The sequence below is a fragment of the Lawsonibacter asaccharolyticus genome (assembly GCF_022453915.1).
GTDB classification, from domain to species: Bacteria; Bacillota; Clostridia; order Oscillospirales; family Oscillospiraceae; genus Lawsonibacter; species Lawsonibacter asaccharolyticus.
Genome location: NZ_CP091870.1, coordinates 2830663 through 2854252, shown reverse-complemented (window position 1 = coordinate 2854252; position 23590 = coordinate 2830663). Strand labels below are relative to the sequence as shown.

The following is a 23590-nucleotide window of genomic DNA, read 5'->3' as shown; positions in this document are numbered from 1 at the left end:
GAGCGCGGGGACTCAGCCCTCCATCTGGGCGCTCTCCGGCCCTGACTCCAGGGAGCCGGTGACGTGGATGGAGTGGCCCCAGAACAGATCCCCGTCGTTGAACCAGAACTCGAACCCGCCCTGGGGCAGCAGCTGGATGGACTCCAGCTCCATGCGCTCCATGAACTGCTCCTGGGTGACCAGCGGCGCGCCGCTGTCCTCGTCCTCCTCCTCCCGGGCGTCCGCCGCCCAGTCGTTGGCCAGGGAGAGCAGCTCTTGGGCGGCATAGGAGCGCACCCGGTGGTCCCAGTCCGCCTGACTGGCCATCAGGGCCCGTCCGGTCTCCTGGGCGGAGGCCATCTCCTCCGGCACGCCCCGGTCGAAGTCCAGGGCGATCTCGCTGCCCAGCCAGTCCACGGTGGCCTCGAACCAGTCCACAGTGCGGTTCAGGGTGAAGGTGCCCAGCCCCTCCACCCAGGTGCTCACAGGCTTTTTCTGCTCATCCAGGATGGCCTTCAGGTCGGGGTCGAAGCCGGGCTGGGGCAGCTCCAGCATCAGCAGGCGGCTGCCGTCCACAGAGAGCCGGGCCCGGCACTTGATAATGAAGTCCCGGGGCACCCGCTGGCGCAGATAGTCCATCAGACGGTCGTCGGCCAGGGCTACCAGGCGGAAGTCACCCTGGTGGATGTCAGGGCTGTCCTCCTCCATCCAGGCGGTCAGGCCGATGGAGGCGGTCCACAGCTTCTCCCCCTGGCTGCGCCCGCCGCCGAAGCCGCTGGCCCCGGTGACGGCCAGGATGTTCAGCTCCTCCGGCAGAAAGTCCTGGCCCAGGGCGCGGAACTCCTGGGGGACCTCCGCGGCGTCCTGCCGCGTCTGCCCCTCCTGAGCCCCCCTCTGCTGCCGCTGCTGTTCCTCGGGGATCTCCCCGCCCTTTTTTTTGAAAAATCCGAACATGGCCCAAACCCTCCTCTCTCAGCGGATCTCTATTTCCCGGTGGAGCCGAAGCCACCGGCGCCCCGCTGGGTCTCATCCAGCTGGTCCACCATCTTCACCTGGGCCTGGACCACCGGGACCACCATCAGCTGGGCGATGCGGTCAGCGGGCTGGATGACGTAGTCTGCGTCCCCGGAGTTCTGGAGTCCCACCAGGATCTCTCCCCGGTAGTCGCTGTCGATGACGCCCACGCAGTTGGCAGGGGCGATGCCGTGTTTGATGCCCAGGCCGCTGCGGGCGAAGACCAGGGCCACATAGCCGGCGGAGGGGAGGGCGATGGCGATGCCAGTGGGGATCACCGCCCGCCCGCCGGCGGGGATGGTCACCGCCTGGTCCACACAGGCATGCAGATCCATGGCGGCGGCGCCGGCGCTGGCGTAGAAGGGGGCGGGGATCTCTGTCCCGATCTTGGGGGAGAGGGCTTTGACGTTCAGTTCCATAATGATCGGCTCCTTTGCGGTCAGTTAGTATCAACAGTCAGATGGGGCGGTCCGGGGACGGCTCCTGGATGTCCACCGTCCGGACGTACCGCCGCAGGGGGAATTCCCCGTCGTGTCCCTCCCCGGAGAGAGTGCGGGACATGCTGCCCGGCGGGGCGATCCGGGTCACTCCGGCCCGGGCGAGGAGCTGGGTGAGGGCGGGCCGGTCCTGGGCCGGACAGAGCAGCCCCGCGGTCTGGAGACGGCCCTTCTGCCGCCTCAGGACAGGGAGCAGAGCCTTCTGGGGCAGACACTTCACCAGCACATTGCCGTGGAGGGGGGAGAGCTCCAGCTCCCGGTCCTCCCGCAGGGTGAGGGAGCAGCCCCGGCCGGGAAACAGGGTGCCGGGCAGCCGGTCGGCGGCGTGCTCCAGCCGGGTCTCCCAAGCGTACAGGCTCCCCTCCCCCTTCTCCCCAAGGGCAGCACGGAAGCGGTCCGCTGCCCGCTCCAGCAGGGGGAGAAAGCTCCGGCAGAAGGCCTCCCCCTCCCCGAGGGCGTCCGTGTCCAGAAAGATGACCTGGCAGGAGGAGCAGAGCAGTCCCCCGGTCTGGATGAGGTGCTCCGCCAGAGCGGAGAGAGCGTCCTCCTCTCCCTCCCACCGGGACAGATAGGCAAAGCTGAGGCGGTGGCCCCACTCCATCAGCTTGCAGCCGGGCGGGGCCAGCTGCCGCAGGGCAGTCACCGCCCCGTCGCCGCCCCACACCACCGCCCCGTCTGCCAGATCTGCCAGCCGTCGCAGGGCGGCGGTGTCCCGGGATGGGATCTGGAAGGCGTAGAGGAAGGGGGCCAGACGGGGCTCCTGCTCCGTCAGCAGCTGAAAGACGGCCAGGGAGAGCCCCTGGTCCCCGGAGGGCAGCTTCACCAGATTGATATTGCCGGTGAGCAGGCCCTCCACTGCGCTGAAGGCGGGCAGGCCGTCTACATTGCCGGCGGTGACATGGAACAGGGTGCCCAGAGGAACGGTCTGGGTGCGGCCGAAGGGCCGCTCCTGAAAGGAGTAGAGCGGGATGCCCAGCTCCACGGCCAGCTTGTATTCCAGGGCCTCCCGCCGGAGCAGGGGGCGGATGTGCGCCACCTCCCGGCGCCCGCCGGGACCGGCGTACCGGAGGATGAGCGGGTCCAGCTCTCCCCGATCCAGCCGCTCCCCCACAGCCTGGAGGGCGGAGATGACGGTCTCCGGCTCCAGGGTCCGGCAGGCGCGGGTCTCATTGACCGCCTCCTCCAGCTCCTCCAGCACCTGGGACAGCTGGCTGTCCGGGAGCAGGCGTCCGTTGGCGAAGATCAAAACCCCTCCCCCTTTCCCAGCAGGTCCGCCGCGCCGGCGGCGCAGGTCTTGATGTCCCCCAGGCCCACCCGGCCCAGCAGGGTCAGGTAGGGGGAGGTCAGGCCGCACCCGCAGGCATCCCCCGGGGTGAGATAGCCCAGGTCGTCAGTGACCACGCTGGTGACCGGAGTGGCCCGGATGAGGGGGGAGATGAGGTTGACCAGCCCCACCTGTCCCATGGGCAGGGGCTCCAGGGTGGCCGGGTCACGGATCAGGACCCGGGAGTAGATAGGCACATGGAAGTGGTGCCTGGGGCAGGTGTTATAGAAGATGGGGTGCTCTACGGCGCCGAACAGCTCATGGATGTCCTCCTCCCCCACCCCCAGCACCCGCCGGACCAGGGAGTAGAGCACTGACTTGTCCACCTGCTGCTGCCAGTGCTGCTTCCAGCCCCCGGCCAGCAGGATCTTGGAACCGGGCCGCAGGCGCAGAGAGATGCCCAGCTCTTCCATCCGCTTCAGTCCGAACCAGAGATAGGAGGGGAAGCCCACGATCCGGGTGGGGAAGGGAGAGTGGGAGAACCGCTCCAGGGCCTCCACCGCACCGTCCAGGTCAGGGACGTAGCCCTCCCCCTGCCAGCGGAGGGCATAAAAGCGGCGGAGGGGCGGGGCGAAGAAGGTCATGCCGAACATGGTGCGGGTGACGCCGGCAGAGCTGCGCCGGTCTGGCTTGTAACCCAGCACCACATAGTTGGCGGGGCGGAAAGAGATGAGCCGGTGCCGCCAGCCCAGCCGGAGGACCATGGGGACCTCCGCCCAGACGCAGCCCAGGTCGAAGCCCACCTGGCTGAAGGTGCCGCTGGTCCCCGAGGAGGTGACCTTCATCACCATCCGCCGCCGGGGCATGGAGAAGAGGGCGTGGCGCTTGAAGAACAGGGTGGGCAGCATGGGCACCCGGACCAGGTCGTCCATGGTGCGCAGCTGGTCCGGGGAGAAGCCCAGGTGCTCCGCAATGGCCCGGTACTGGGGGCAGCGGGCCATGTGGAAGGCGCAGCAGTCCGCCGTCGCCTGGAGAAAGAGCTGGTCTGTGCTGGGCAGGTCATAGGGCCCGCGGTGCCAGAACAGGCGCTGCCGGCTGAACATAGGGGGGACCTCCTCTCCGCGTTCCGCGCTTTATTCTACCCCCCGGTAATACAGGCCCCGGGTGTAGTCGTTGGGCTGATAGCTGCCCCGGCCCAGGTAGCGCTCCAGCACCTGGACGCACTCCCGGGCGTTCTCGGTGGTGAACATCAGACGCCCTGCCCAGAGACCCAGGCGCTGCCAGTCTCCGGCCTTGTCCGCCAGGAACAGCTTCTTGGAATTGAGGATCTCATTGCGGCAGCCCGGGGCTTTCACCACAGGGAAGCGCTCCCCCTTCCGGTCGGTAAGGAGGTTCACGTTGGCACAGGTGTGCCGGCCGCTGTGGTTGTGGATGATACAGTTCTCGGTGATCATCAGGGGCAGGCGGCCGTAGACCACCAGCTCGGTGTCCAGCCCCTTGGACAGGTCCCGGATCTGGGCCAGCTTCAGCTCAAAGGAGAGAGTGGCGGAGCGGAAGCCCAGGCGCTTGAGCTCCTTCAGCGTCTGGCCGTTGAATACCCCCAGACCGTAGTCCCCCCGCAGGGTGAAGCCCAGCTCCGCCGCCCGGCGGGCACTGTCCAGGGTGCCGGCCAGGGCGTCGATCACCCCCATCGCCCGCAGCCGTTCCAGCTCCTGGAAGAGGGTGGGTGCCTCCCGGTCGGTGCAGATGCGGGGCAGCAGGGCGGCCACCCGCACCCCGGCCTTCTGGGCCTGCTCCACCACCTCCGGGTGGGCCGCCCCCTCCCCGGCGGGGAGGTAGAGGAGGGCGGGGGCGAGGCGGAGCAGCTCCGGGCTGACCTGTTCGGCGGCGCGCACAGAGAGGGTGTAGACAGGGGGCTGCTTCCGGTTCTCATAGCGCACCCCGGGGCGGAAGGGCTCGCAGCGGCGCTCCGGCAGTGCGGTGCGCTGCCGGCCCAGCTCCTCCAGAGCCTGCCGGCGCAGGGCGTTGAGAGCCGACAGGGGGAGGGAGAGCCCTTCATCCACGTGGACGGTGACCTTCTCACAGGAGAAGGGAGTCCCTCCGGTGCGGGAGAGCTGTCCCTCCACCTTCTCACGGGTCAGGGGGACGTTCACCGCCTCCTCCGGCACCGGGCCGGTGACGGAGGCCAGATGCTCCTGAGCGTCCTGGACGGCCACCTGGGCGGGCTCCCCCCGGCGGAGCATGGCGTACATCCGCACCGGCTCCTTCCGGTTCTCCCCGCTCTCATAGGTGGCCCGGGCCTGGGTGAACAGCTCCCGGGGCTCCGCCTCGTCCTGACGGGTGCCGAACATCTCCGGCCCCGTCTGCCCCAGAAAGTAGCCGTCCGTGAAGCCGTCCCGGGAGAAGGCGGAGCGCAGCTGCTCCAGCTCCTCGGCCGTGGGCTCCCGCCCCTCCCGGATGGCCCGGGCATAGATGCCAGTGACCACGGCCACATACTCGGGGCGCTTCATCCGCCCCTCGATCTTAACACAGGCCACCCCCATCTTCCTCAGTTCCCGGAGGTGGCCTGCCAGGGACATGTCCTTCAGGGACAGGGGGCTGCCGTCTGCCTTGTTCCCCCAGCCGTACTTCAGCCGGCAGGGCTGGGCACACAGCCCCCGGTTGCCGCTGCGTCCCCCGATGACGGAGGAGAAGAAGCACTGGCCGGAGTAGCACATGCACAGGGCCCCGTGGGCGAACACCTCGATCTCCACCGGAGAGCGGGCGCAGATGTACTCGATCTGGTCCCGGGACAGCTCCCGGGAGAGGACCACCCGGCTCATCCCCAGGTCGGCGCACTGCTTCACCCCGTCCAGGCTGTGGACTGTCATCTGGGTGGAGGCATGGACCGGCAGGTCGGGCACCGTCTGCCGAAGCATCCGCAGCACCCCCAGATCCTGGACCAGTACCGCGTCCACCCCCATGGCGCTGGCCTGGGCGGCCTCCTGAGCGGCGCCGGCCAGCTCCCGGTCGGTGAGCAGGGTGTTCAGGGTGAGGAACACCTTGACGCCCCGCAGATGGCAATAAGAAACCGCCGCCGCAGCTTCATCCCCGGTGAAGTTCTTCGCGTTGCGGCGGGCGTTGAAATCCCCATATCCCAGATAGACGGCGTCTGCCCCGTTCTGCACGGCGGCGGTGACCGCCTCCATGGACCCGGCAGGGGCGAGAAGCTCCAGCATAAGGCACCTCCCGTAAAGATCCGCCCTCAGGCGGCGCGTCCGCAGGGAAGAGGGGCCCCCGTCCCCGGCGGGGAACCCCTCTCCTGCGCTTATTTGTGGTTCTGGAGCTTGAAGATCTCCCGCTTGGCCTCGGAGAGCTCCATTTTCAGCTTGGTGGCCTCCTCCAGATACTCCTTGATCTGGCGGCGCAGGTTTTCGGCGGCCTCCTGCTCCTTGAAATACTGATCCGCGATGTTCATGGCGGCCAGAACGGCGCCGTCCGCCTGGGAGAGACGGCCCTGGGAGAGGACCTCCCGCATCTGGCTGTCCACATGGGCGGCCACCCGGCGGACATAGTCCTCGCCCTCGGCGGCCACCATGGTGTATTCCTGTCCCGCGATGGAGACGGTGATCTTGTTTTTCATCGTGAAGCCCCTCCCGGTCTCTGCTGTTTCAAGATGGCAATCATTATACCACAGAACAGGCCGCTTGAAAAACAAATTTACCATGAATTTTTTATTTTTTTGCCCTTGGGATTTTGGAGGTTTACGCCGGGGCGATTTTAGAGTAAAATGGTCGCAGACTTTTGTGGAAGGGAGGGGCATGGGATGACCGGACCCCTGATGCCGGGCAGCATCCTGTCCATGCCGGCGGCGGCGGCCGAGCGGCTGATCCGGCTGGACAGCGGAGACGCCGCCCTGCTGTATCTCTACCTGCTGGGCCACGGGAACGCCGCCGGCCTGAACTGGCCCCGGGAGCGGCTCCAGGGGGCGCTGGACCTGCTCTCCGCCCAGGGAATGGCGGGGGCGGAGGCCGCTCCGCCGCCCCCGGCACCCCCTGTTCAGGAGGCGCTGCCCCCCGAATACACCACCCAGGACGTCACTGCCGCCCTCCAGGAGGCGGGCTCCACCTTCTCCGCCCTGGCGGACGAGGTGGAGCGCCGCCTGGGCAAGCGGCTGTCTGCCAATGACCTGAAGATCCTGCTCACCCTGTATGACCACCTGGCCCTGCCCGGCGAGGTGATCCTGATGCTGGTCACCTGGTGCATCGAGGAGACGGAGCGGAAGTACGGGCCGGGGCGGCGCCCCTTCCTCTCCCAGGTGCGCAAGGAGGGCTTTGCCTGGTCCAGGCAGGGCATCGACACCGTGGAGGCGGCGGAGGCCCACCTGAAAAAGCTGGCTCAGCTGCGCACCCGGGAACGGGAGGTGCTGCGGCTGCTGGACATCCCGGCCCGCCCCCTGGTGGAGCGGGAGAGGACCTATATCGCCGCCTGGCAGGATATGGGCTTTGACAACGAGGCCCTGCGCCTGGCCTATGAGAAGACGGTGATGAAAAAGCAGTCTATGGACTGGGGCTATATGAACGGCATCCTGCGCCGCTGGCACGAGAAGGGGCTGCACACCGTGGCGGCCATCCAGGCCGGGGACGGCCTGCGCCGGAACCGGGGCGGGGCGCCGACCCAGGGGCGGACTCCTCAGCCCGGAGAGGAGCGCCGGGTGCGGGAGGACATGGAGCGGATGCGCCGCCTGATGGAGCAGATGAAGCGGGAGGAGGAATAAGAGATGTCATATGACCCTGCGGTCCTGCGCCGGGCCACCGCCCGGCTGGAGGGGGAGCGCCGCGCCCGGGAGGAGCGGCAGCAGGCCCTGCGGCGGGCCGCTTGTCAGCGCCAGCCCCGGCTGTCGGAGATCGACCGGCAGCTGCGGGGCACCATGACCGAGCTGTTTGCCGCCTCCCTGCGCCGGGGGGAGGGGGGCGCTCCCACGGTGGAGGAGGTGCGGCGGAAGAACCTGGCCCTCCAGCAGGAGCGGGCGGAGCTGCTGGCCCGCATGGATCTGGCGGAGGACGCCCTGGATGACAAGCCCGCCTGCCCCCTGTGCGGGGACACGGGCTGGAGGGGCACTGAGATGTGCCGCTGCCTGCGGGCGCTGTGCGCCCAGGAGCAGATCCGGGAGCTGTCCAAGCTGCTGGACCTGGGGGAGCAGTCCTTCGACACCTTCCGGATGGACTATTACAGCACCAGCTTCTGGCCCGAATGGGGCACCTCCCCCCGGGAGAACATGGAGCTGGTGTACGAGGTGTGTCTCAACTATGCCCAGAAGTTCGGCCGCTTCTACTTCAAAAACCTCTTCCTCAGCGGGGCCCCCGGGCTGGGCAAGACCTTCCTGTCTGCCTGCATCGCCCGCACTGTGTCGGAGAACGGACATTCGGTGGTGTATGACACAGCGGGGAACGTGTTCGCGCAGTTCGAGGCCCGGAAGTTCCTCCGGGACAGCGACGACGGCCGGGAGGCCCGGGACGAGACCCGGCGCTATCTGGGCTGTGACCTGCTGATCCTGGACGACCTGGGCAGCGAGCTGACCACCCAGTTCACCCAGTCCGCCCTCTACGAGCTGATCAACGGGCGGCTGGTGGGGGGAAAGCGCACCGTCATCTCCTCTAACCTGTCTATGGAGGAGGCTGCTGTCCGCTACTCCCCCCAGATCGCCTCCCGGCTGGAGGGGGAGTACCACCTGCTCCACTTCTTTGGGGAGGACATCCGGCTCCTGCGGAAGAAACAGCTTTGAAGAAAAAGACCGCCCAGGCCGGGAAAGGGCCTGGGCGGTACGTGTATCTTCAGCTTTTTTCCTGGAAGACGGCGCCGCAGCTGCGGCAGGTGACGGTGATCTTTCCCTTGCCCTTGGGTACCCGGAGCTGCTGACCGCAGCTGGGGCAGCGGAAATAGCGGTGCTCCTTGTCCCGGTGCATGGTGCGGCGGAGGTGGAACCAGTTGATGGCCGGTCCGGCCAGCTGCATAAACTTGGCGTTCTCCGCCCGCCGGCGGGGGAGATTGCGGGACAACATTCGAAAAAGTCCCCAGACGATCACAACGAGAGACAGCCAGTACAGGGGGAGAAAATTGGTCCAGATAGAAATAAAATAAAAGATCAGATACAGGACCAGCAGGAAAACATTGAGCTGGTCGCCGCCGTACCGGCCGTACATAAAGCGCTGAATGGCATTCCGGATCATGAAAGAGCCTCCTCTGGAAAGCGGGAACCGTCAATTTGGCATGTTGATATGATACCGCGGGAAATGGCGGCGGTCAAGGAACCAATCGTAAACAAAATGTAAACTGTCTTGCGCGGACGGACAAATTGGGCTATACTGTCGAAAAAAGGAGGGCGGCCATGAAGCGGATCGACAAGGAGAACTACTATCTGGACATCGCGGAGACGGTGCTGGAGCGCTCCACCTGCCTGCGGCGGTGCTACGGAGCCATCATCGTCAAGAACGACGAGATCGTTTCCACCGGGTACAACGGCGCGCCCAGGGGGCGGAAAAAACTGCATGGATCTGGGCTACTGCACTCGGGAGGCCATGAATGTGCCCAGCGGAGAGCGGTATGAACTGTGCCGCTCGGTCCATGCGGAGATGAACGCCATCATCTCCGCCGCACGGCGGGACACCTTGGGGGCCACCCTCTATCTGGCCGGACGGGAGGCCAAGAGCGGCGAGCTGCTCCATGACGCCACCTCCTGCTCCATGTGCCGGCGCCTCATCATCAACGCGGGCATAGACCGGGTGGTCATCCGAAACACCGAGCGGGAGTACTCCGTAGTCCATGTGGAGGACTGGGTCCGGGAGGATGACTCCCTGCCCCAGCAGGTCTGAGCGGGAAGGCCCGGCGCGCCCATCCGGCGTGCCGGGCCTTTTTCTGCCCTCCGGGCGGAGCGGAAAATCCCCCAAGCAAAAAATATGAGAGAAATGCTGGCAAAATAAATAAAAAATTTGTCGAAATATGGGAGCACGTTATGAAAAGAGTAAAAATGTCTGACAATAAATTTGTGGTAAATGTGAATAAATCTTGACAGAGACCGCAGTTGCCTTTACAATATGAACAGGACACAAATGAAAAACATGGGGGAAGTTTTTCAGTTGTCGCAAGGATGCTCCGCCGCTGTGCGGCACGGCGCGCCTTGCGGCTCATTTTATGCCGAAAAGGCAGCCGCGGCGGTCCGCCGCAGGGAACGCAGGTTCCAAGATCTGAAATTTATGGAGGTGTAAAAACCCAATGTTACCCTATATGATCGGGGGCGTCGTGGCTGTGCTGGCCTTTGTGCTGGGCGGCCTGTTCGGATACCAGCGGCGCAGGGCGACGGCGGAACGGGAGATCGGCTCCGCGGAAGAGGAGGCCAAGCGCATCGTCAACGAGGCGTACAAGAGTGCCGAGAGCAAGAAGCGCGAGGCGCTGGTAGAGGCGAAGGAGGAGATCCTGAAGGCCCGCAACGAGTACGAGCGGGAGGAGAAGGAACGCCGGGCCGACCTGCAAAAGCAGGAGCGCCGGCTGCAGCAGAAGGAAGAGAACCTGGACCGCAAGACCGAGAACATGGAGCGCAAGGAGGAGCATCTCTCCAACCGTTTGGCCAAGCTGGAAGCCACCCAGGCCGAGGCGGAGGAGATCAAGCAGAGCCAGATGGAGGTCCTGGAGCGGATCTCCGGCTTCACCGCCGAGGAGGCCAAGAAGTATCTGCTGGATCAGCTGGAGGCCGATGTGACCCACGAGTCTGCCATGAAGATCAAGGAGATCGAGGCCCGCTTCAAGGACGAGGCGGACACTAAGGCCCGGGAGATCATCTCCCTGGCCATCCAGCGCTGCGCCGCCGACCACGTGGCGGAGGCCACCGTGTCTGTGGTCCCTCTGCCCAATGACGAAATGAAGGGCCGCATCATCGGCCGCGAGGGCCGCAACATCCGCACCCTGGAGACCCTGACCGGGGTGGACCTCATCATCGACGACACGCCGGAAGCCATCACCGTCTCCTGCTTTGACCCCGTCCGCCGGGAGATTGCCCGGCTGGCCCTGGAGAAGCTGATCCTGGACGGCCGCATCCACCCCGCCCGCATCGAGGAGATGGTGGAGAAGGCCAAGCGGGAGGTGGACGCCACCATCAAGGCCGAAGGGGAGCGCGCGGTCTTTGAGACCAATGTCCACGGTCTGCACCCCGAGCTGGTCAAGCTGCTGGGCCGGATGCACTACCGCACCAGCTACGGACAGAACGTGCTCAACCACTCCATCGAGGTCTCCCACATCGCCGGCCTGCTGGCCGCCGAGATCGGCGCCAACGTGGCCGAGGCCAAGCGGGCCGGACTGCTCCACGACCTGGGCAAGTCCATCGACCACGAGGTGGAGGGCTCCCATGTCACCATCGGCGTGGAGCTGGCCAAGAAGTACCGGGAGAGCGAGGGCGTCATCCACGCCATCCACGCCCACCACAATGATGTGGAGCCCAAGACCATCGTCGCCTGCCTGGTCCAGGCGGCCGACGCCATCTCCGCGGCCCGGCCCGGAGCCCGGCGGGAGAATCTGGAGAACTACATCAAGCGTCTGGAGATGCTGGAAGAGATCACCTCCTCCTTCCCCGGGGTGGAGAAGTCCTTCGCCATCCAGGCGGGCCGGGAGGTCCGCATCATGGTCAAGCCCGAGGTGGTCAGCGAGGACCAGATGGTGCTGCTGGCCCGGGACATTGCCAAGAAGATCGAGGACGAGCTGGAGTACCCCGGCCAGATCAAGGTGCATCTGCTGCGGGAGACCAAAGCCATCGAGTACGCGAAATAAGAGCAGGGCGCGCTTCTTTGGAAGCGCGCCCTGATTTTTGTCCCATTTTCAGAAAACTTTCATCTCTCTTTGACCTGCCTTTTATCGGCCTGTGCTATCCTGGACCTACAAAAGACGCTCCGGCATTGGGCGCCGGAGCGGGGGGAGGAAGAGAAATGGACCAAAGGACAGCGCGGCGTCAGCCGACCCCGCGGCTGCGCACCAACCTGGACACCGATTTTTTGAAGCTGATCGCCATCCTGTCCATGCTGCTGGACCACATAGGGGCCGTGTTTTTTCCAGAGCACCCCGCCTTTCGCTGGGTGGGGCGGCTGGCCTTCCCCATCTTCTGCTACTGCATGACGGTGGGGCTGCTCTACACCCGGGATATCAAGCGATATCTGGGCCGGCTGGGCCTCTTTGCTCTCATCTCCCAGCCCTGTTACATCCTGGCCACCCACCCCTGGGACTGGCAGACGGAGTGGATGAACTGGAACATCTTCTTCACTCTGTTCCTCAGTCTGCTGGCCATGTGGGGCTTCCAGACGCGGCGGTGGTGGCTCTTTGCCGCAGCATTCCTGTGCGTCAGCCTCTTCAATTTTGATTACTCCGGCAACGGCATCCTGCTGATGCTGATCTTCTTCCTGTGCCGGGAGCGGCCGGGGCTGGGGGCGGGGCTCTATATCCTGTTCTGGCTGCCCGCCCTGTGGAGCGGGAGCCCGGAGGACCCCCGTGCCCTGCTGGCGGCAGGGCACGCGGTGGACTGGACCGCCTTTGCCCTGTTGGCGGCTCCCTTCATCTTCCTCCCCGCCCGGACGGGGATCAGGGTCCCCAAATGGTTCTTTTACGCCTTTTACCCGGCTCACCTGCTGACCATCGGCGTGATCCGGCTGGCCGCCGGGATATGAGGAGAAAGGGAGCGCGGCTGGCCTCGTTTTGGCGGGGGCGGCCGTGTAGACTGTCGATCAGCATTTCTGCACGGTCTCCGTCTCCCCGCCCTGCTGCTCCAGCACGAACCGCTGGAAGTTGCGGACCACAGGAGAGAGGTAGATCCGCTCGTCGCTGACCATGTAGATGCTCCGCTCCCAGGCGGGGCGGGCGATGGAGATGACCTTCAGGGGCAGCTGGTCCAGCAGGTCCATCCGGGGGACCACCGCGATGCCGAAGCCCCGGGCGGCCAGACCGGCCACCACCTCCATCTCCTCCGTCTCGCAGGAGATGCGGGGGCGGGCCTGGAACTGGCCGAACAGGGCGTCCACCGTGTCCCGCATCCCGGAGCCCCTGGAGAAGGAGACGTAGGGGTAGGACAGGGTCTCCTCCAGATCGATGGACTTCCGCCCGGCCAGAGGGTGGTCCGGGGGCACCACCAGCACCAGGTCCTGACGGACCACCGGCCGGGCACTCAGCCCCAGCTCCGCCGGAGGCATAGAGGAAAAGACCAGGTCGTAGCGCCGCGCCAGAAGGCCGTCCAGCAGCTGCTGAGTGACCCCGGTGCCGAAGGTGAAGTGGATCTCTTTCCCTGGATTCTCCGCCAGGAAGCGGGCGGCCAGGTCGGGTATGAAGTCCACCCCCAGGGGGCGCACCAGCCCCAGGCGGATCAGCCCCTCCCCCTGGGCGCTGCGCCGCAGGGACTCCACCCCGGAGTCCAAGGTGGAGAGGGTGCGCTCCGCGCACACCAGAAACTCCTCCCCCAGCCGGGTGAGAGTGGTGTTGCGGCCGCTGCGCTCGAAGAGGGGGACCCCCAGCTCCGACTCCAGCTGGCCGATGGCGTGGCTCAGGCTGGGCTGAGTGATGAACAGGTGCTCCGCCGCCCGGGTGTAGTGGCGGGTGTGGGCCAGCTCCACAAAGTAGCGCAGATGTGACAGATTCACAAAGGACCCCTCCTTTGGGCCAGTGTACCATATTTTATAGAAAAAATCTATTTTTTGATAAAAAGAATTGATTTGTTTATTTTCCCGCCCTGCGCTACATTGTAGGTAAGAAAAACATGCGCTCCGGCGCGGGAGGATGACAATGATGGAAGAGAGACAGACGGTGCTCCGGGGGGAGCTGGCCCTTTTGCTGGCGGTGGTGATCAACAGCTTTGGCGTGGTGCTGATGCTCCGCTCGGGCTCAGGGATCTCCGCCATTTCCAGCGTGCCCTATGCATTTTCTGAGCTTTTTCCCCGGGTCTCCATGGGGACCTGGACCTATATCTTCCAGGGGCTGCTGGTGCTGAGCCTGATGGTCCTGCGGAAGCGGTTCGTGCCGGAGTACCTGTTCAGCTTTGTGGTGGGCTTCTTCTTCGGCATCATGATCGACTTCCACGAGCTCTGGATCAGCTGGCTGCCCCAGACCCTGCCTCTGCGGGTGTTGTACTTCTGCATCAGCTACCTGGTCATCTGTTTCGGCATCGCCCTGTCCAACCGCTGCAGAATGCCCATTATCCCCACCGACCTGTTTCCCCGGGAGCTGGCGGAGATCACCGGAACGGCCTACTCCCGGATCAAGATCTCCTTTGACGTGATCTGCCTGCTGACGACGGCGGTCCTTACCTTTTTTGGCCTGGGCCGGATCATGGGGCTGGGTGTGGGCACGGTGCTGGCGGCCTTCACCATGGGCAAGTGCATCGGACTCATCGGCGGGTGGATGGACCGCAGGGTGAGCTTTGTCTCTATCCTGAGCCGCCGTCAGGCGGCCGCAGCAGAGGAGGGCTGAACGATGAGATTCCCCACCATGTTTTCGCCCATTCAGATCGGCAGCGTGACGGTGCCCAACCGGTTCGTGGTGCCCCCCATGGCCAATAACTTCTCCGACCCGGACGGGTGCCTCAGCCAGCGGTCCCTGGCTTACTACGCCGCCCGGGCCAGGGGGGGCTTCGGGCTGATCACCATCGAGTCCGCTGTGGTCTATGAGCAGGCCAAGGGCGGTCCGCGGAAGGCCTGTCTCTTTGCCGACCACACCATCGACAGCTTCCGCCGGGTGGCGGAGGCCTGCCACAGCTATGGGGCTAAGGTATCCGTCCAGCTCCAGCACGCGGGGCCGGAGGGCAGTTCTGCCCTCACCGGCCACCCCTTGAAGGCGGCCAGCCCTGTCCCCGCCGCCTGCGGGCGGGAGATCCCCTGGGAGATGCCCAGGGACGAGGTCTACCGCCTGATCGAGTGCTATGGGGACGCCGCCCGCCGGGCCCAGCTGGCGGGGCTGGACATGGTGGAGGTCCACTGTGCCCACGGCTATCTGGTGAGCACCTTCCTGTCTGAGCGCACCAATCACCGCACCGACGAGTTCGGCGGCTGCTTCGAGAACCGGCTCCGCCTGCCCCGGCTGATCGTGGAGAACATCCGGCGCAAGACGGGCGGGATCATGCCCATCCTCTGCCGCATCAACGCCAGCGACGAGCTGGACGGCGGTCAGAGCGTCCAGGACGCCGCCGCGGTGGCCGCCTATCTGGAGCAGGAGTGCGGTGTGGATGCCATCCATGTCTCCCGGGCGGTCCACCTGCGGGACGAGTTCATGTGGGCGCCGGGACAGTTCCACGGGGGCTTCAGCGCCCCGCTGGTGGAGGAGATCAAGCGGGCGGTGACGGTGCCCGTCATCGCGGTGGGCCGCTTCACCGAGCCCCAGTACGCCGAGCTGCTGGTCCGGCAGGGGCGGGCCGACCTGATCGCCTTCGGGCGGCAGAGCATTGCCGATCCGGAGCTGCCCAACCGGGCCAGGGACGGGCAGCTGGAGACCCTGGCCCCCTGCATCGGCTGTCTGCTGGGCTGCGTGCCCAACATGCTCTCCGGCAGGCCCATCACCTGCGCGGTCAACCCGCTGGTGGGCCGGGAGCTGGAGTGGGGCCCGGCAGGGCAGAAAAAGCGGGTGGCCGTAGTGGGCGGCGGTCCCGGGGGACTGTACGCCGCCTGGGCCTGCGCCCGGCGGGGGCACCAGGTGGTGCTTCTGGAGCAGGGGGAGCAGCTGGGCGGCACCCTGCGCATCGCCTCCTTTCCCACCGGAAAGGGGCAGATCTCCGCAGCGGTGCGGTCCATGATCGTCCGCTGCCAGCAGGCCGGAGTGGAGATCCGGACCGGCACCCGGGCCACACCCGAGCTGCTGCGGCAGCTGGCCCCCGACGCTGCCATCCTGGCCACCGGTTCCGGGCCGCTGATCCCGCCCATCCCCGGCCTGGACAGCTGCGGCTTCGTCACCGCCCAGGACATGCTGGAGGGCAGGGCAGTGGTGGGCGCCGGGGTCCTGGTGGTGGGCGGCGGCATGATCGGCTGTGAGGCCGCCGAGTTCCTGGGAGAGCGGGGCCACCGGGTGGCGGTGGTGGAGATGAAAGAGGACATTGCCGCCGATGTGCGGCCGGAGCACCGCCGCTGTCTGTTGAAAAACCTCCGGGAATCCCAGGTGCTGGTGCGCACCGGCGCCCGGGTGGAGCGGTTCTACCCCGACGGGGTGGATTATGTCCTGGCCGACGGGACAGAGGGCTCCCTTCGGGGATATGACAGCGTGGTGCTGGCCATGGGGACCCGCAGCCGGGAGGAGCTGAGGGAGCGTATCGCCGCTTTTGTGCCCCAGGTCCTGGTGGTGGGCGAGGCGGCCAGCGCCCCTGGAAATGCCGTCCGGGCCACCGGAGACGCCCTGGATGCGGCGCTGTCCATCTGAGACGGCAGCTCTAAATAAGAGACAGCGCCCCCGCCGGGCAGAAAAGTCCGGCGGGGGCGCTTTGTGTACAGAGGCGGCGCTCGAAGGGGGGAGGCCGGAAAAGGTGCCGCGGCCAAACAGATGTTTGCGCTTTGGGGCAACATGCCGTATAATAGGAAAAACAGTGCCCCGGAAAGGGGAGGGAGGCGGGCCGCCGGGCGGCGGAGCTGCGCTCCAGGGAGGAGACGAACATGCTGCTTCACATATTGGCGGTGGGAGACGTGGTGGGCGAGGGGGGACAGGATATCCTGTCCCGCCGCCTGAGAGAGATCCAGGAGCGGGAGGACATCCACTTCACCGTGGTCAACGGGGAGAACGCCTCCGGGGTGGGCATAACCCCCCGGCAGGCCCGGGGCATCCTGGAGGCCGGGGCGGACGTGATCACCCTGGGCAACCACACCTGGAACCGCCTTCAGATCGCGGACTTCCTGGACAGCGACGGTCATATCCTCCGGCCGGCCAACTACGCCGGCCGGGTGCCGGGCCGGGGCTTCGGTGTATTCCGGGGACCGGCGGGGGTGCGCATCGGCGTGCTGAACCTGATGGGGCGGCTGGAGCTCAACTCCAACCTGGACAGCCCCTTCCAGGCGGCGGACCGGCTGCTCCGCGGTGCCCCCTGCGACGTGGTGCTGGTGGACTTCCACGCGGAGGCCACCAGTGAGAAGGGGGCTATGGCCTGGTATCTGGATGGCCGGGCTCAGGCGGTGTGGGGCACCCACACCCACGTGCCCACCGCGGACTGCCAGCTGCTGCCCAAGGGGACGGGGTTCGTCACCGACCTGGGCATGACGGGCCCCTACCGCTCGGTGCTGGGCATCCGGCCGGAGCACTCCATGAACCTGTTCCTGGGCGGGCTGCCCCGCCGGTATGAGGAGGCGGAGGGCCCCTGCAAGCTGGAGGCCTGCCGCTTCACCATCGACACGGAGAAGAAGCGGTGCGTGGAGGTGCGCCGGGCGGACCTCTGGGAGTGATGCCGGCGGACCGGCCCATTTTGAACGACCAAGAAAGGAATGGAACCATGCTGAAAGTGCTCCACGGGGCTGACTTCCATCTGGACAGTCCCTTTTCCGGCCTGAAGCCTGATGCGGCCGCCCGGCGGCGGGGCGAGCAGCGGGAGCTGCTGGCCCGGCTGACCGATCTGGCCCGGGAGCGGGAGGCCGACCTGGTGCTCCTCTCCGGGGACCTGCTGGACGGGGACCTGGTGTTTCGGGAGACCGTCCAGGCCCTGGCCCGGGCCCTGGGAGAGATCCCCTGCCCCGTATTCCTGGCCCCGGGCAACCACGACTGGTACGGTCCCCAGTCCCCCTATGCCGCGCTGGAGTGGCCGGGGAACGTCCACCTGTTCACCGGCCCGGAGCTGGGGGCAGTGCGGCTGCCGGAGCTGGGCTGTACGGTGTGGGGAGCGGCCTTCTGCGCCCCCCGGCAGAGCGCCTCCCCCCTGCGGGGCTTTCATGCCCCGGCGGAGGGGGTCCAGCTGGCCGTCCTCCACGGGGAGGTGGCCGCCCAGGGGGACTACGGCCCCATCTCGGAGGAGGACATCGCCGCCAGCGGGCTGGACTACCTGGCCCTGGGCCATGTCCACCAGTACAGCGGCCTGCGCCGGGCAGGGGAGACTTTCTGGGCTTACCCCGGCTGCCCCGAGGGGCGTGGCTTTGACGAGCTGGGAGAAAAGGGCGTGCTCTGGCTGGAGGTGGAGAAGGGGCGGACAGAGGCGGAATTCGTCCCCCTGTGCCGCCGGAGGTATCAGATCCTGTCCGTGGACCTGACGGGGCAGGCGGACCCCGCCGCCGCCGTGCTGGCCGCGCTGCCCACACAGACGGGGGAGGACATCTACCGCCTCCTCCTCACCGGGGAGCGGGGACTGGAGGGGCTGGATCTGGGGGAGCTGGAGCGGGAGCTCTCCCCCAGGTTCTGGGGCCTGACCCTGCGGGACCATACCCGGGCGGCCCGGGCCCTGTGGGAGCGGAGGGGGGAGGACACCCTCACCGGCCTGTTCCTCCGGGAGATGGAGGGGCGCTGTCAGGCGGAGCCGGAGAATGAGGCGGTGCAGCTGGCGGTCCGGTTCGGACTGGCCGCTTTGGAGCATGGGGAGGACGTGGCACTGTGAAGATCAAACGCATGACAGCCTCCTTCGGGGGGCTGGAGGGGGCGCGGCTGGAGCTGGGCCCCGGACTGAATGTGATCCAGGCCCCCAACGAGGGGGGAAAATCCACCTGGGCGGGCTTTTTGAAGGCCATGCTCTACGGCATCGATACCCGGGACAGGGACCGGAAGGGCTATCTGGCGGACAAGAACCGCTACCAGCCCTGGTCCGGGGCCCCCATGGAGGGGGAGCTGGTCCTCACCTGGCACGGGCGGGACATCACCCTGCGCCGGGGGCGTCAGGGGAACAGCCCCTTTGGGGCATTCTCCGCCGTCTACACCGGTACCGAGGAGCCGGTGTCCGGCATGACCGGCGACACCTGCGGCCAGCTCCTGCTGGGGGTGGGGCAGGAGGTCTTTGAACGCTCCGCTTTCGTGGGCCAGGGGGGCTCCCTGGCCGTCACCTCCGTGCCGGAGCTGGAGCGGCGCATCGCCGCCCTGGTTTCCTCCGGGGAGGAGGACGTGTCCTTTTCCCAGGCGGAGGGGCAGCTGCGGGAGTGGCTGAACCGGAGGAAGGTGAACAAGAGCGTGGGCCTGATCCCCAGACTGGAGGGGGAGCTGGCCGAGACCGGGGCGGTGCTCTCCCGGCTGGAGGAGGCCAACCGGACCCTGTCCCGCCTGGAGGGGGAGAAGGCGGAGCTGGAGGGCAGGAAGACTGTCCTGGAGGCGGAGCGGCGGACCCACCGCAGGCTGGATGCCCTGGAGCTGGACCGCCGGTACACCCAAGCACGGCAGGATTTGGAGGCTGCCCGGCGGCAGGCTGACGCTTTGGAACGGGAGCAGGCCCGGTACGGCGCCCTGCCGGAGCGGGAGGAGCTGAAGCGGGCCCAGGGAGAGCTGCAATACCTGAAGGTGCTGGAGGAGGAGATACGCCAGGGTGAGGGGGCGCTGCGGGAGGCCGAGGAGGCCTATGAGCAGGCCCGCCGGGAGGCCCTGGACGACCGCTTCAACGGGATGAGCGGGGAGGAGGCCGTCAGCCGGGCGGCCGCCGACGGGGCCCTCTGGCGGGAGGCACTGGAGCGCGCCCGTAGGGAGAAGCGCCGCTTTCCCCTCCTTCTGAGTGTAGGCCTGGCGCTGCTGGTCCTGTCCGCAGCCCTGGGCGCCGTACTGGACGGCAGCTTCCTGCCCTGGCTCCTGGGCGGCGCGGCCTGCTGCGGGGCGCTGGCCCTGGCCGCAGTCCTGGCCCTGCGCCGGGCGGGGCGGGCCTCCGCCCAGGCGGACCAGGTGCTGGCCCGGTATAGGGCGGGCAGCGGGGAGGAGATCGCCGCCCTGGCGGAGGACTACCGCCGCCGGGACGAAACAGCCCAGGAGGCCTCCCGACAGGCGAAGGTGGTGCGGGAGACACTGGCGGACCGGAAAGCCCGGCGGGAGAACAGCCGGGTCGATCTGCTCTCCTTTGTCCACACCTTTGCCCCGGAGGTGTCCGACCTGTTTGGCTGCTCCGCCGCCCTCTCCCGGGCCCTGAACCTGGAGGAGCGGCAGGGTCTGGCCCGGACCAGGCTGGAGGGGGCCAGAAGGCTGTTTGACGAGCTGGCGGCCCAGGGCGGGCAGGCCCTGGAGGCCATGCCGGAGGGCCTGACGCGGCCGGAGCGCCCCCCGGAGGAGACGGAGGAGCAGCTGGCGGCCGTCACCGCCGCCCTGGAGCGGGTGGAGCGGCTGAGGAGCATGGCCCTGGGGGAGCAGCGGGCGGTGGGGGACCCCGCCGCCCTGGCCGCCCGCCGGGAGGAGCTCCAGGGGGAGCTGGACCGGCGGAAGACGGAGTATGAGGCCATCAGCATCGCCCTGGATGCCCTGAAGCGGGCCAACACCCAGCTCCAGGAGCGCTTCTCCCCGGAGCTGAACCGGCGGGCGGGGGAGTGGATGGCCCGCCTGACGGGGGGAAAGTACGCTGCCGTCTCCCTCACCCGGGAACTGGAGGCGGCCGCCCTGGAGCGGGACAGCGTGCTGCCCCGGCGGTCCCTGGCACTGTCCCGAGGGACAGTGGACCAGCTGTATCTGGCGGTGCGGCTGGCGGTGTGCCAGCTCTGTCTGCCCGGGGAGGACCCTGCCCCCCTGGTGCTGGACGACGCGCTGGTCACCTTTGACGACCGGCGGATGGCTCTGGCCCTGGACGCCCTGGCGGAACTGGGCCGGGAGCGGCAGATCCTGCTGTTCACCTGCCAGGAGCGGGAGGGAAACTACCTGGAGGGCAGGCCCGGGGTGACCCGCACCGCCCTGAGGGGAGGAGGCGCATGAGGGGAGCAATGGCGGAGAAGGAGCCGGGAAGGGGGCTGTTCGAGTGGCTCCAGACCCTGATGACGGCCGTTGTGTGCATCGTGCTGCTGTTCACCTTTGTGGGCCGGGTGGTCCGGGTGGACGGCCGCTCCATGGACCCCACCCTGGCCCACGGGGAGCTGCTGCTGGTCTGGTCCATGGGCTATGAGTCCAGGGCCGGGGATATCGTCATCGCCAGCAAGACCACGGCGGAACCCCTGGAGGGGGAGGCCGTCGTCAAGCGGGCCGTGGCTCTGGCGGGGCAGACGGTGGAGCTGGACTACGGGGAGGGCCGGGTACTGGTGGACGGACAGGCCCTGGCGGAGCCCTACCTTCTGGAGCCCATGGCCCTGCCCCAAAAGCCGGAGATGCAGGGGACGCGGTTCCAGGTGGAGGCGGATTCCCTGTTCCTGCTGGGGGACAACCGCAACGGCTCCACCGACAGCCGGCACAGCGGGGTGGGCAGCGTGCACCGGGACTGCCTGCTGGGCCGGGCGGTGGCGGTGATCTGGCCTCTGGACCACCTCCGGCTGCTGTGACGGGAATTTCCCTTGCAATCCCGGCCGGGAGCCGGTATAATAAGAGACCGATCAACACAGTGCGCTCCGCCCGTCGGAGCGGGAGGAGCTTGCCAATGTCGGAAGAATTTGAGGCCCGGGCCGGAGCGCCCCAGCAGCCCCCTCAGGAGGGGGCGGAGGAGCAGGAGAAGCTGCCCCAGGAGGAACTGTTCTACTGGCTCCAGACCCTGGTAACTGCCATCGTGTGCATCGTACTGGTGTTCACCTTCCTGGGGCGCATCACCCGGGTGGTGGGCCACTCCATGGATGACACCCTGGCGGACGGAGAGCTGCTGGCGGTTTGGTCCCTGGGCTATGAGCCGGAGCAGGGGGACATCGTGGTGCTGAACAAGACCACTGCCGACTTCCTGGAGGGGGAGGCCATCGTCAAGCGGGTCATCGCCCTGGAGGGACAGACGGTGGACATCGACTACGACGCGGGCACAGTGGCGGTGGACGGACAGGTGCTGGACGAGCCCTATATTCTGGAGGAGATGCTGTGGCCCTCCTCCAGCCACATGCAGGAGACCCACTTCGAGGTGCCGGAGGACTCCATTTTCGTCATGGGAGACAACCGCAACGGCTCCACCGACAGCCGGCACGAGTGGCTGGGCGCCATTGATGAGGACTATATCCTGGGACAGGCGGTGGCGGTGCTGTGGCCGCTGGGGCGGATCGGCCTGCTGTAACGGGGAAATAAGCTGAGCGCGCGGACCGGAAGGTCCGCGCGCTCAGCTTATTTTCCAACGCAGAAACGCTGGAAGATCCGGTCGGTGATGTCCTCCCGCACGGAGGCGCCGGTGAGCTCCCCCAGGGCGGAGAGGGCCTCCTCCACGTCGGTAAGCAGGGCGTCCGGGGTGACGCCGGCGGACAGTCCAGCCTGGGCGCCCTCCAGCCGCTCCAGCGCCCGGGAGGCCGCCTCCTCCTGGCGGGCGTTGGTGAGCAGCTCCCCATAGGCCTCCTCCCCGGTCTGCCGGGGCAGTGCGGAGCGGATGGCCTGTTCCAGCTCCTCCAGGCCCTGTCCTGTCCTGGCGCTCAGCTCCACCACAGGGGGCATGGGGTCCAGGGACAGGAGGGGGAGGGGGGCGGAGAGGAGGTCAGACTTGCTCCGCACCAGCACGGTGGGAGCCAGAGACGTGGCCTGACACAGAAGCTCCCCGTCCTCCTGTGTCACAGGGGAGGAGCTGTCCCAAAGCACCAGGATCAGCTCCGCCGACTCCATGGCAGCCCGGCTGCGCTCCACGCCCATCTGCTCTACCCGGTCCGGGGTGTCCCGCAGGCCGGCAGTGTCGATCAGCCGCAGCAGGGTGCCCCCTACGGTGACGGTCTCCTCCACGGTGTCCCGGGTGGTGCCGGGGATCTCAGTGACAATGGCCCGTTCGTAGCCCAGCAGGGCGTTGAGCAGGGAGGACTTGCCCGCGTTGGGGCGGCCCACGATGGCGCACCGCAGGCCGTGGAGGATCTGGCTGCCCCGGCGGCAGGTGGCCAGAAGGGCCCGGAGCTGAGCGGCCTGCCGGGACAGGACCACCTCCAGTTCGCTCTCCCGGAAGGGGTCGATGTCCTCGTCCGGGTAGTCCAGCACCGCGTGGAAGTGGGCCATCACGTCTACCAGGGCGGAGTAGATGCCGCCGATCCGCCGGGACAGGGCCCCGGACAGCTGCCCGGCGGCGTGGCGGGCCCCCTCCCGGCTGGAGGCTTCCAGCAGATCGCCCACCGCCTCCGCCTGCACCAGATCCAGACGGCCGTTAAGAAAGGCACGGCGGGTGAACTCCCCCGGTCCGGCCTGTCGGGCCCCGTGGGAGAAGAGGGACTCCAGCCCCAGAGAGAGCACCATGGGGGCGCCGTGGCAGTGGAGCTCAGCGGTGTCCTCACCGGTGTAGGAGGCCGGGCCCCGGGTATAGGTGGCCAGCACCTTGTCGATGACCGCCCCCTCCCGGTCCAGCAGGTCGCCGTAGATCAGGCGGCGGGGGGGATGGGCCTCCAGCGGCCGGCCGTCCGCTGCCCGGAAGGCGGCGGACGCGGCGGAGACGGCCTCCGGCCCGGACAGACGCAGGATGCCGATAGCCCCCGGCCCGGCGGGGGTGGCCACGGCGGCAATGGTGTCGGTGGTTCTCTCCATCAGAACGATACTCCTTCCTGGCGGCGCGCTTCGACAGGAAACGCAGCGGTTCCTGCAAAAAATATTTTTGTGCAAACTGGGAGGAAAAAACCCCTTGACAGGCGTTATGAAAACCGCCGGGCTGCATACGGACAGCAGAGAGTCAACATAACACCCTGTGGAAAACCCTGTGGAAACTGTGGAAAACCCGCCCGGCGGTGGAAAAGAAGGAGGGAGAGGCAGTTTCCAGGGGTATGCATCGCCCTGTATATCCGCATGTCAAAAAATCCGGAGGCGGAGTGAGGACAGGGACGGAGCGGAAAAAAAAAGCGAGGAAAAAATG

At 67.1% G+C, this 23590-nt stretch carries 20 protein-coding genes and 1 pseudogene; 12 read left to right on the top strand and 9 right to left on the bottom strand.

The annotated features are described in order from the left end of the window. Nucleotides 1–12 precede the first annotated feature (12 nt). From L9O85_RS13725 to L9O85_RS13700, 6 genes are all read right to left on the bottom strand, one after another. Nucleotides 13–933, bottom strand: coding sequence for a DUF2262 domain-containing protein (locus L9O85_RS13725; protein WP_301578939.1), 921 nt, complete (start codon nucleotides 931–933; stop codon nucleotides 13–15). A gap of 29 nt (nucleotides 934–962) precedes the next feature. Continuing rightward, complete coding sequence (gene dut, locus L9O85_RS13720; RefSeq protein ID WP_108980363.1) at nucleotides 963–1412, bottom strand: dUTP diphosphatase; 450 nt, start codon at nucleotides 1410–1412, stop codon at nucleotides 963–965. Nucleotides 1413–1449: 37 nt separating this feature from the next. After that, entirely contained in the window at nucleotides 1450–2736 is a 1287-nt protein-coding gene (locus L9O85_RS13715) for an acyl-CoA reductase (RefSeq protein ID WP_256182968.1), read from the bottom strand. Further along, nucleotides 2733–3857 (bottom strand): acyl-protein synthetase, encoded by a 1125-nt coding sequence (locus L9O85_RS13710; protein WP_301578937.1) that lies wholly within the window; start codon nucleotides 3855–3857, stop codon nucleotides 2733–2735. Before L9O85_RS13710 ends, L9O85_RS13715 begins: the two co-directional genes overlap by 4 nt. Before the next feature lie 30 nt (nucleotides 3858–3887). Beyond that, nucleotides 3888–5972, bottom strand: coding sequence for a U32 family peptidase (locus L9O85_RS13705; protein WP_050623295.1), 2085 nt, complete (start codon nucleotides 5970–5972; stop codon nucleotides 3888–3890). A gap of 89 nt (nucleotides 5973–6061) precedes the next feature. Further along, a complete protein-coding gene (locus tag L9O85_RS13700) occupies nucleotides 6062–6376 on the bottom strand; it encodes a cell division protein ZapA (protein ID WP_050623296.1) in 315 nt (104 codons plus the stop codon). A gap of 183 nt (nucleotides 6377–6559) precedes the next feature. On the opposite strand from L9O85_RS13700, the gene L9O85_RS13695 reads away from it, so the two are divergent. Both L9O85_RS13695 and L9O85_RS13690 read left to right on the top strand, forming a co-directional pair. Beyond that, nucleotides 6560–7510 carry a DnaD domain protein gene (locus L9O85_RS13695; protein WP_108980366.1) on the top strand — a complete coding sequence of 317 codons (951 nt, stop codon included), beginning with the start codon at nucleotides 6560–6562 and terminating at the stop codon, nucleotides 7508–7510. Nucleotides 7511–7513: 3 nt separating this feature from the next. Beyond that, on the top strand, nucleotides 7514–8518 hold the full coding sequence (locus L9O85_RS13690; protein WP_276854139.1) for an ATP-binding protein: 1005 nt from the start codon (nucleotides 7514–7516) through the stop codon (nucleotides 8516–8518). 49 nt (nucleotides 8519–8567) lie between these two features. Here L9O85_RS13690 and L9O85_RS13685 read toward each other — a convergent pair whose 3' ends face one another. Beyond that, nucleotides 8568–8963: a hypothetical protein gene (locus L9O85_RS13685; protein ID WP_050623298.1), complete on the bottom strand. Its 396-nt coding sequence runs from the start codon at nucleotides 8961–8963 to the stop codon at nucleotides 8568–8570. A 158-nt stretch (nucleotides 8964–9121) separates the two neighbouring features. Here L9O85_RS13685 and L9O85_RS13680 point away from each other — a divergent pair. The 3 genes and pseudogenes from L9O85_RS13680 (at nucleotide 9122) to L9O85_RS13670 (ending at nucleotide 12437) form a co-directional block, all read left to right on the top strand. Beyond that, nucleotides 9122–9605 (top strand): annotated as a pseudogene (locus L9O85_RS13680) (deoxycytidylate deaminase). Between the two features lie 400 nt (nucleotides 9606–10005). Beyond that, nucleotides 10006–11550, top strand: a complete 1545-nt coding sequence (gene rny / locus L9O85_RS13675; protein WP_050623300.1) for a ribonuclease Y — start codon at nucleotides 10006–10008, stop codon at nucleotides 11548–11550. 155 nt (nucleotides 11551–11705) lie between these two features. After that, complete coding sequence (locus L9O85_RS13670) at nucleotides 11706–12437, top strand: TraX family protein (protein ID WP_301578935.1); 732 nt, start codon at nucleotides 11706–11708, stop codon at nucleotides 12435–12437. A 57-nt stretch (nucleotides 12438–12494) separates the two neighbouring features. Here L9O85_RS13670 and L9O85_RS13665 read toward each other — a convergent pair whose 3' ends face one another. After that, nucleotides 12495–13400: a LysR family transcriptional regulator gene (locus L9O85_RS13665; RefSeq protein ID WP_301578934.1), complete on the bottom strand. Its 906-nt coding sequence runs from the start codon at nucleotides 13398–13400 to the stop codon at nucleotides 12495–12497. Between the two features lie 142 nt (nucleotides 13401–13542). On the opposite strand from L9O85_RS13665, the gene L9O85_RS13660 reads away from it, so the two are divergent. The 7 genes from L9O85_RS13660 to lepB (L9O85_RS13630) all read left to right on the top strand — a co-directional run bounded on the left by L9O85_RS13660 (nucleotide 13543) and on the right by lepB (L9O85_RS13630) (nucleotide 21838). Continuing rightward, nucleotides 13543–14226 (top strand): DUF6198 family protein, encoded by a 684-nt coding sequence (locus L9O85_RS13660; RefSeq protein ID WP_336454702.1) that lies wholly within the window; start codon nucleotides 13543–13545, stop codon nucleotides 14224–14226. Between the two features lie 3 nt (nucleotides 14227–14229). Next, the gene (locus tag L9O85_RS13655; protein WP_277102852.1) at nucleotides 14230–16158 is read left to right on the top strand and encodes an FAD-dependent oxidoreductase; all 1929 of its coding nucleotides are present in this window, start codon (nucleotides 14230–14232) and stop codon (nucleotides 16156–16158) included. A gap of 230 nt (nucleotides 16159–16388) precedes the next feature. Beyond that, the gene (locus L9O85_RS13650; protein WP_108980371.1) at nucleotides 16389–17168 is read left to right on the top strand and encodes a TIGR00282 family metallophosphoesterase; all 780 of its coding nucleotides are present in this window, start codon (nucleotides 16389–16391) and stop codon (nucleotides 17166–17168) included. A 47-nt stretch (nucleotides 17169–17215) separates the two neighbouring features. Continuing rightward, a complete protein-coding gene (locus L9O85_RS13645; RefSeq protein WP_301578931.1) occupies nucleotides 17216–18304 on the top strand; it encodes a metallophosphoesterase family protein in 1089 nt (362 codons plus the stop codon). Then, on the top strand, nucleotides 18301–20574 hold the full coding sequence (locus L9O85_RS13640; RefSeq protein WP_301578929.1) for an AAA family ATPase: 2274 nt from the start codon (nucleotides 18301–18303) through the stop codon (nucleotides 20572–20574). The genes L9O85_RS13645 and L9O85_RS13640 overlap by 4 nt, the downstream gene beginning before the upstream one ends. Continuing rightward, on the top strand, nucleotides 20571–21131 hold the full coding sequence (lepB, locus tag L9O85_RS13635; protein ID WP_301578927.1) for a signal peptidase I: 561 nt from the start codon (nucleotides 20571–20573) through the stop codon (nucleotides 21129–21131). Before L9O85_RS13640 ends, lepB (L9O85_RS13635) begins: the two co-directional genes overlap by 4 nt. A gap of 95 nt (nucleotides 21132–21226) precedes the next feature. Beyond that, a complete protein-coding gene (gene lepB, locus L9O85_RS13630; RefSeq protein ID WP_050623308.1) occupies nucleotides 21227–21838 on the top strand; it encodes a signal peptidase I in 612 nt (203 codons plus the stop codon). A gap of 47 nt (nucleotides 21839–21885) precedes the next feature. On the opposite strand, the gene mnmE is transcribed toward lepB (L9O85_RS13630), so the two are convergent. After that, complete coding sequence (gene mnmE / locus L9O85_RS13625; RefSeq protein ID WP_301578925.1) at nucleotides 21886–23268, bottom strand: tRNA uridine-5-carboxymethylaminomethyl(34) synthesis GTPase MnmE; 1383 nt, start codon at nucleotides 23266–23268, stop codon at nucleotides 21886–21888. Nucleotides 23269–23590: the final 322 nt, after the last annotated feature.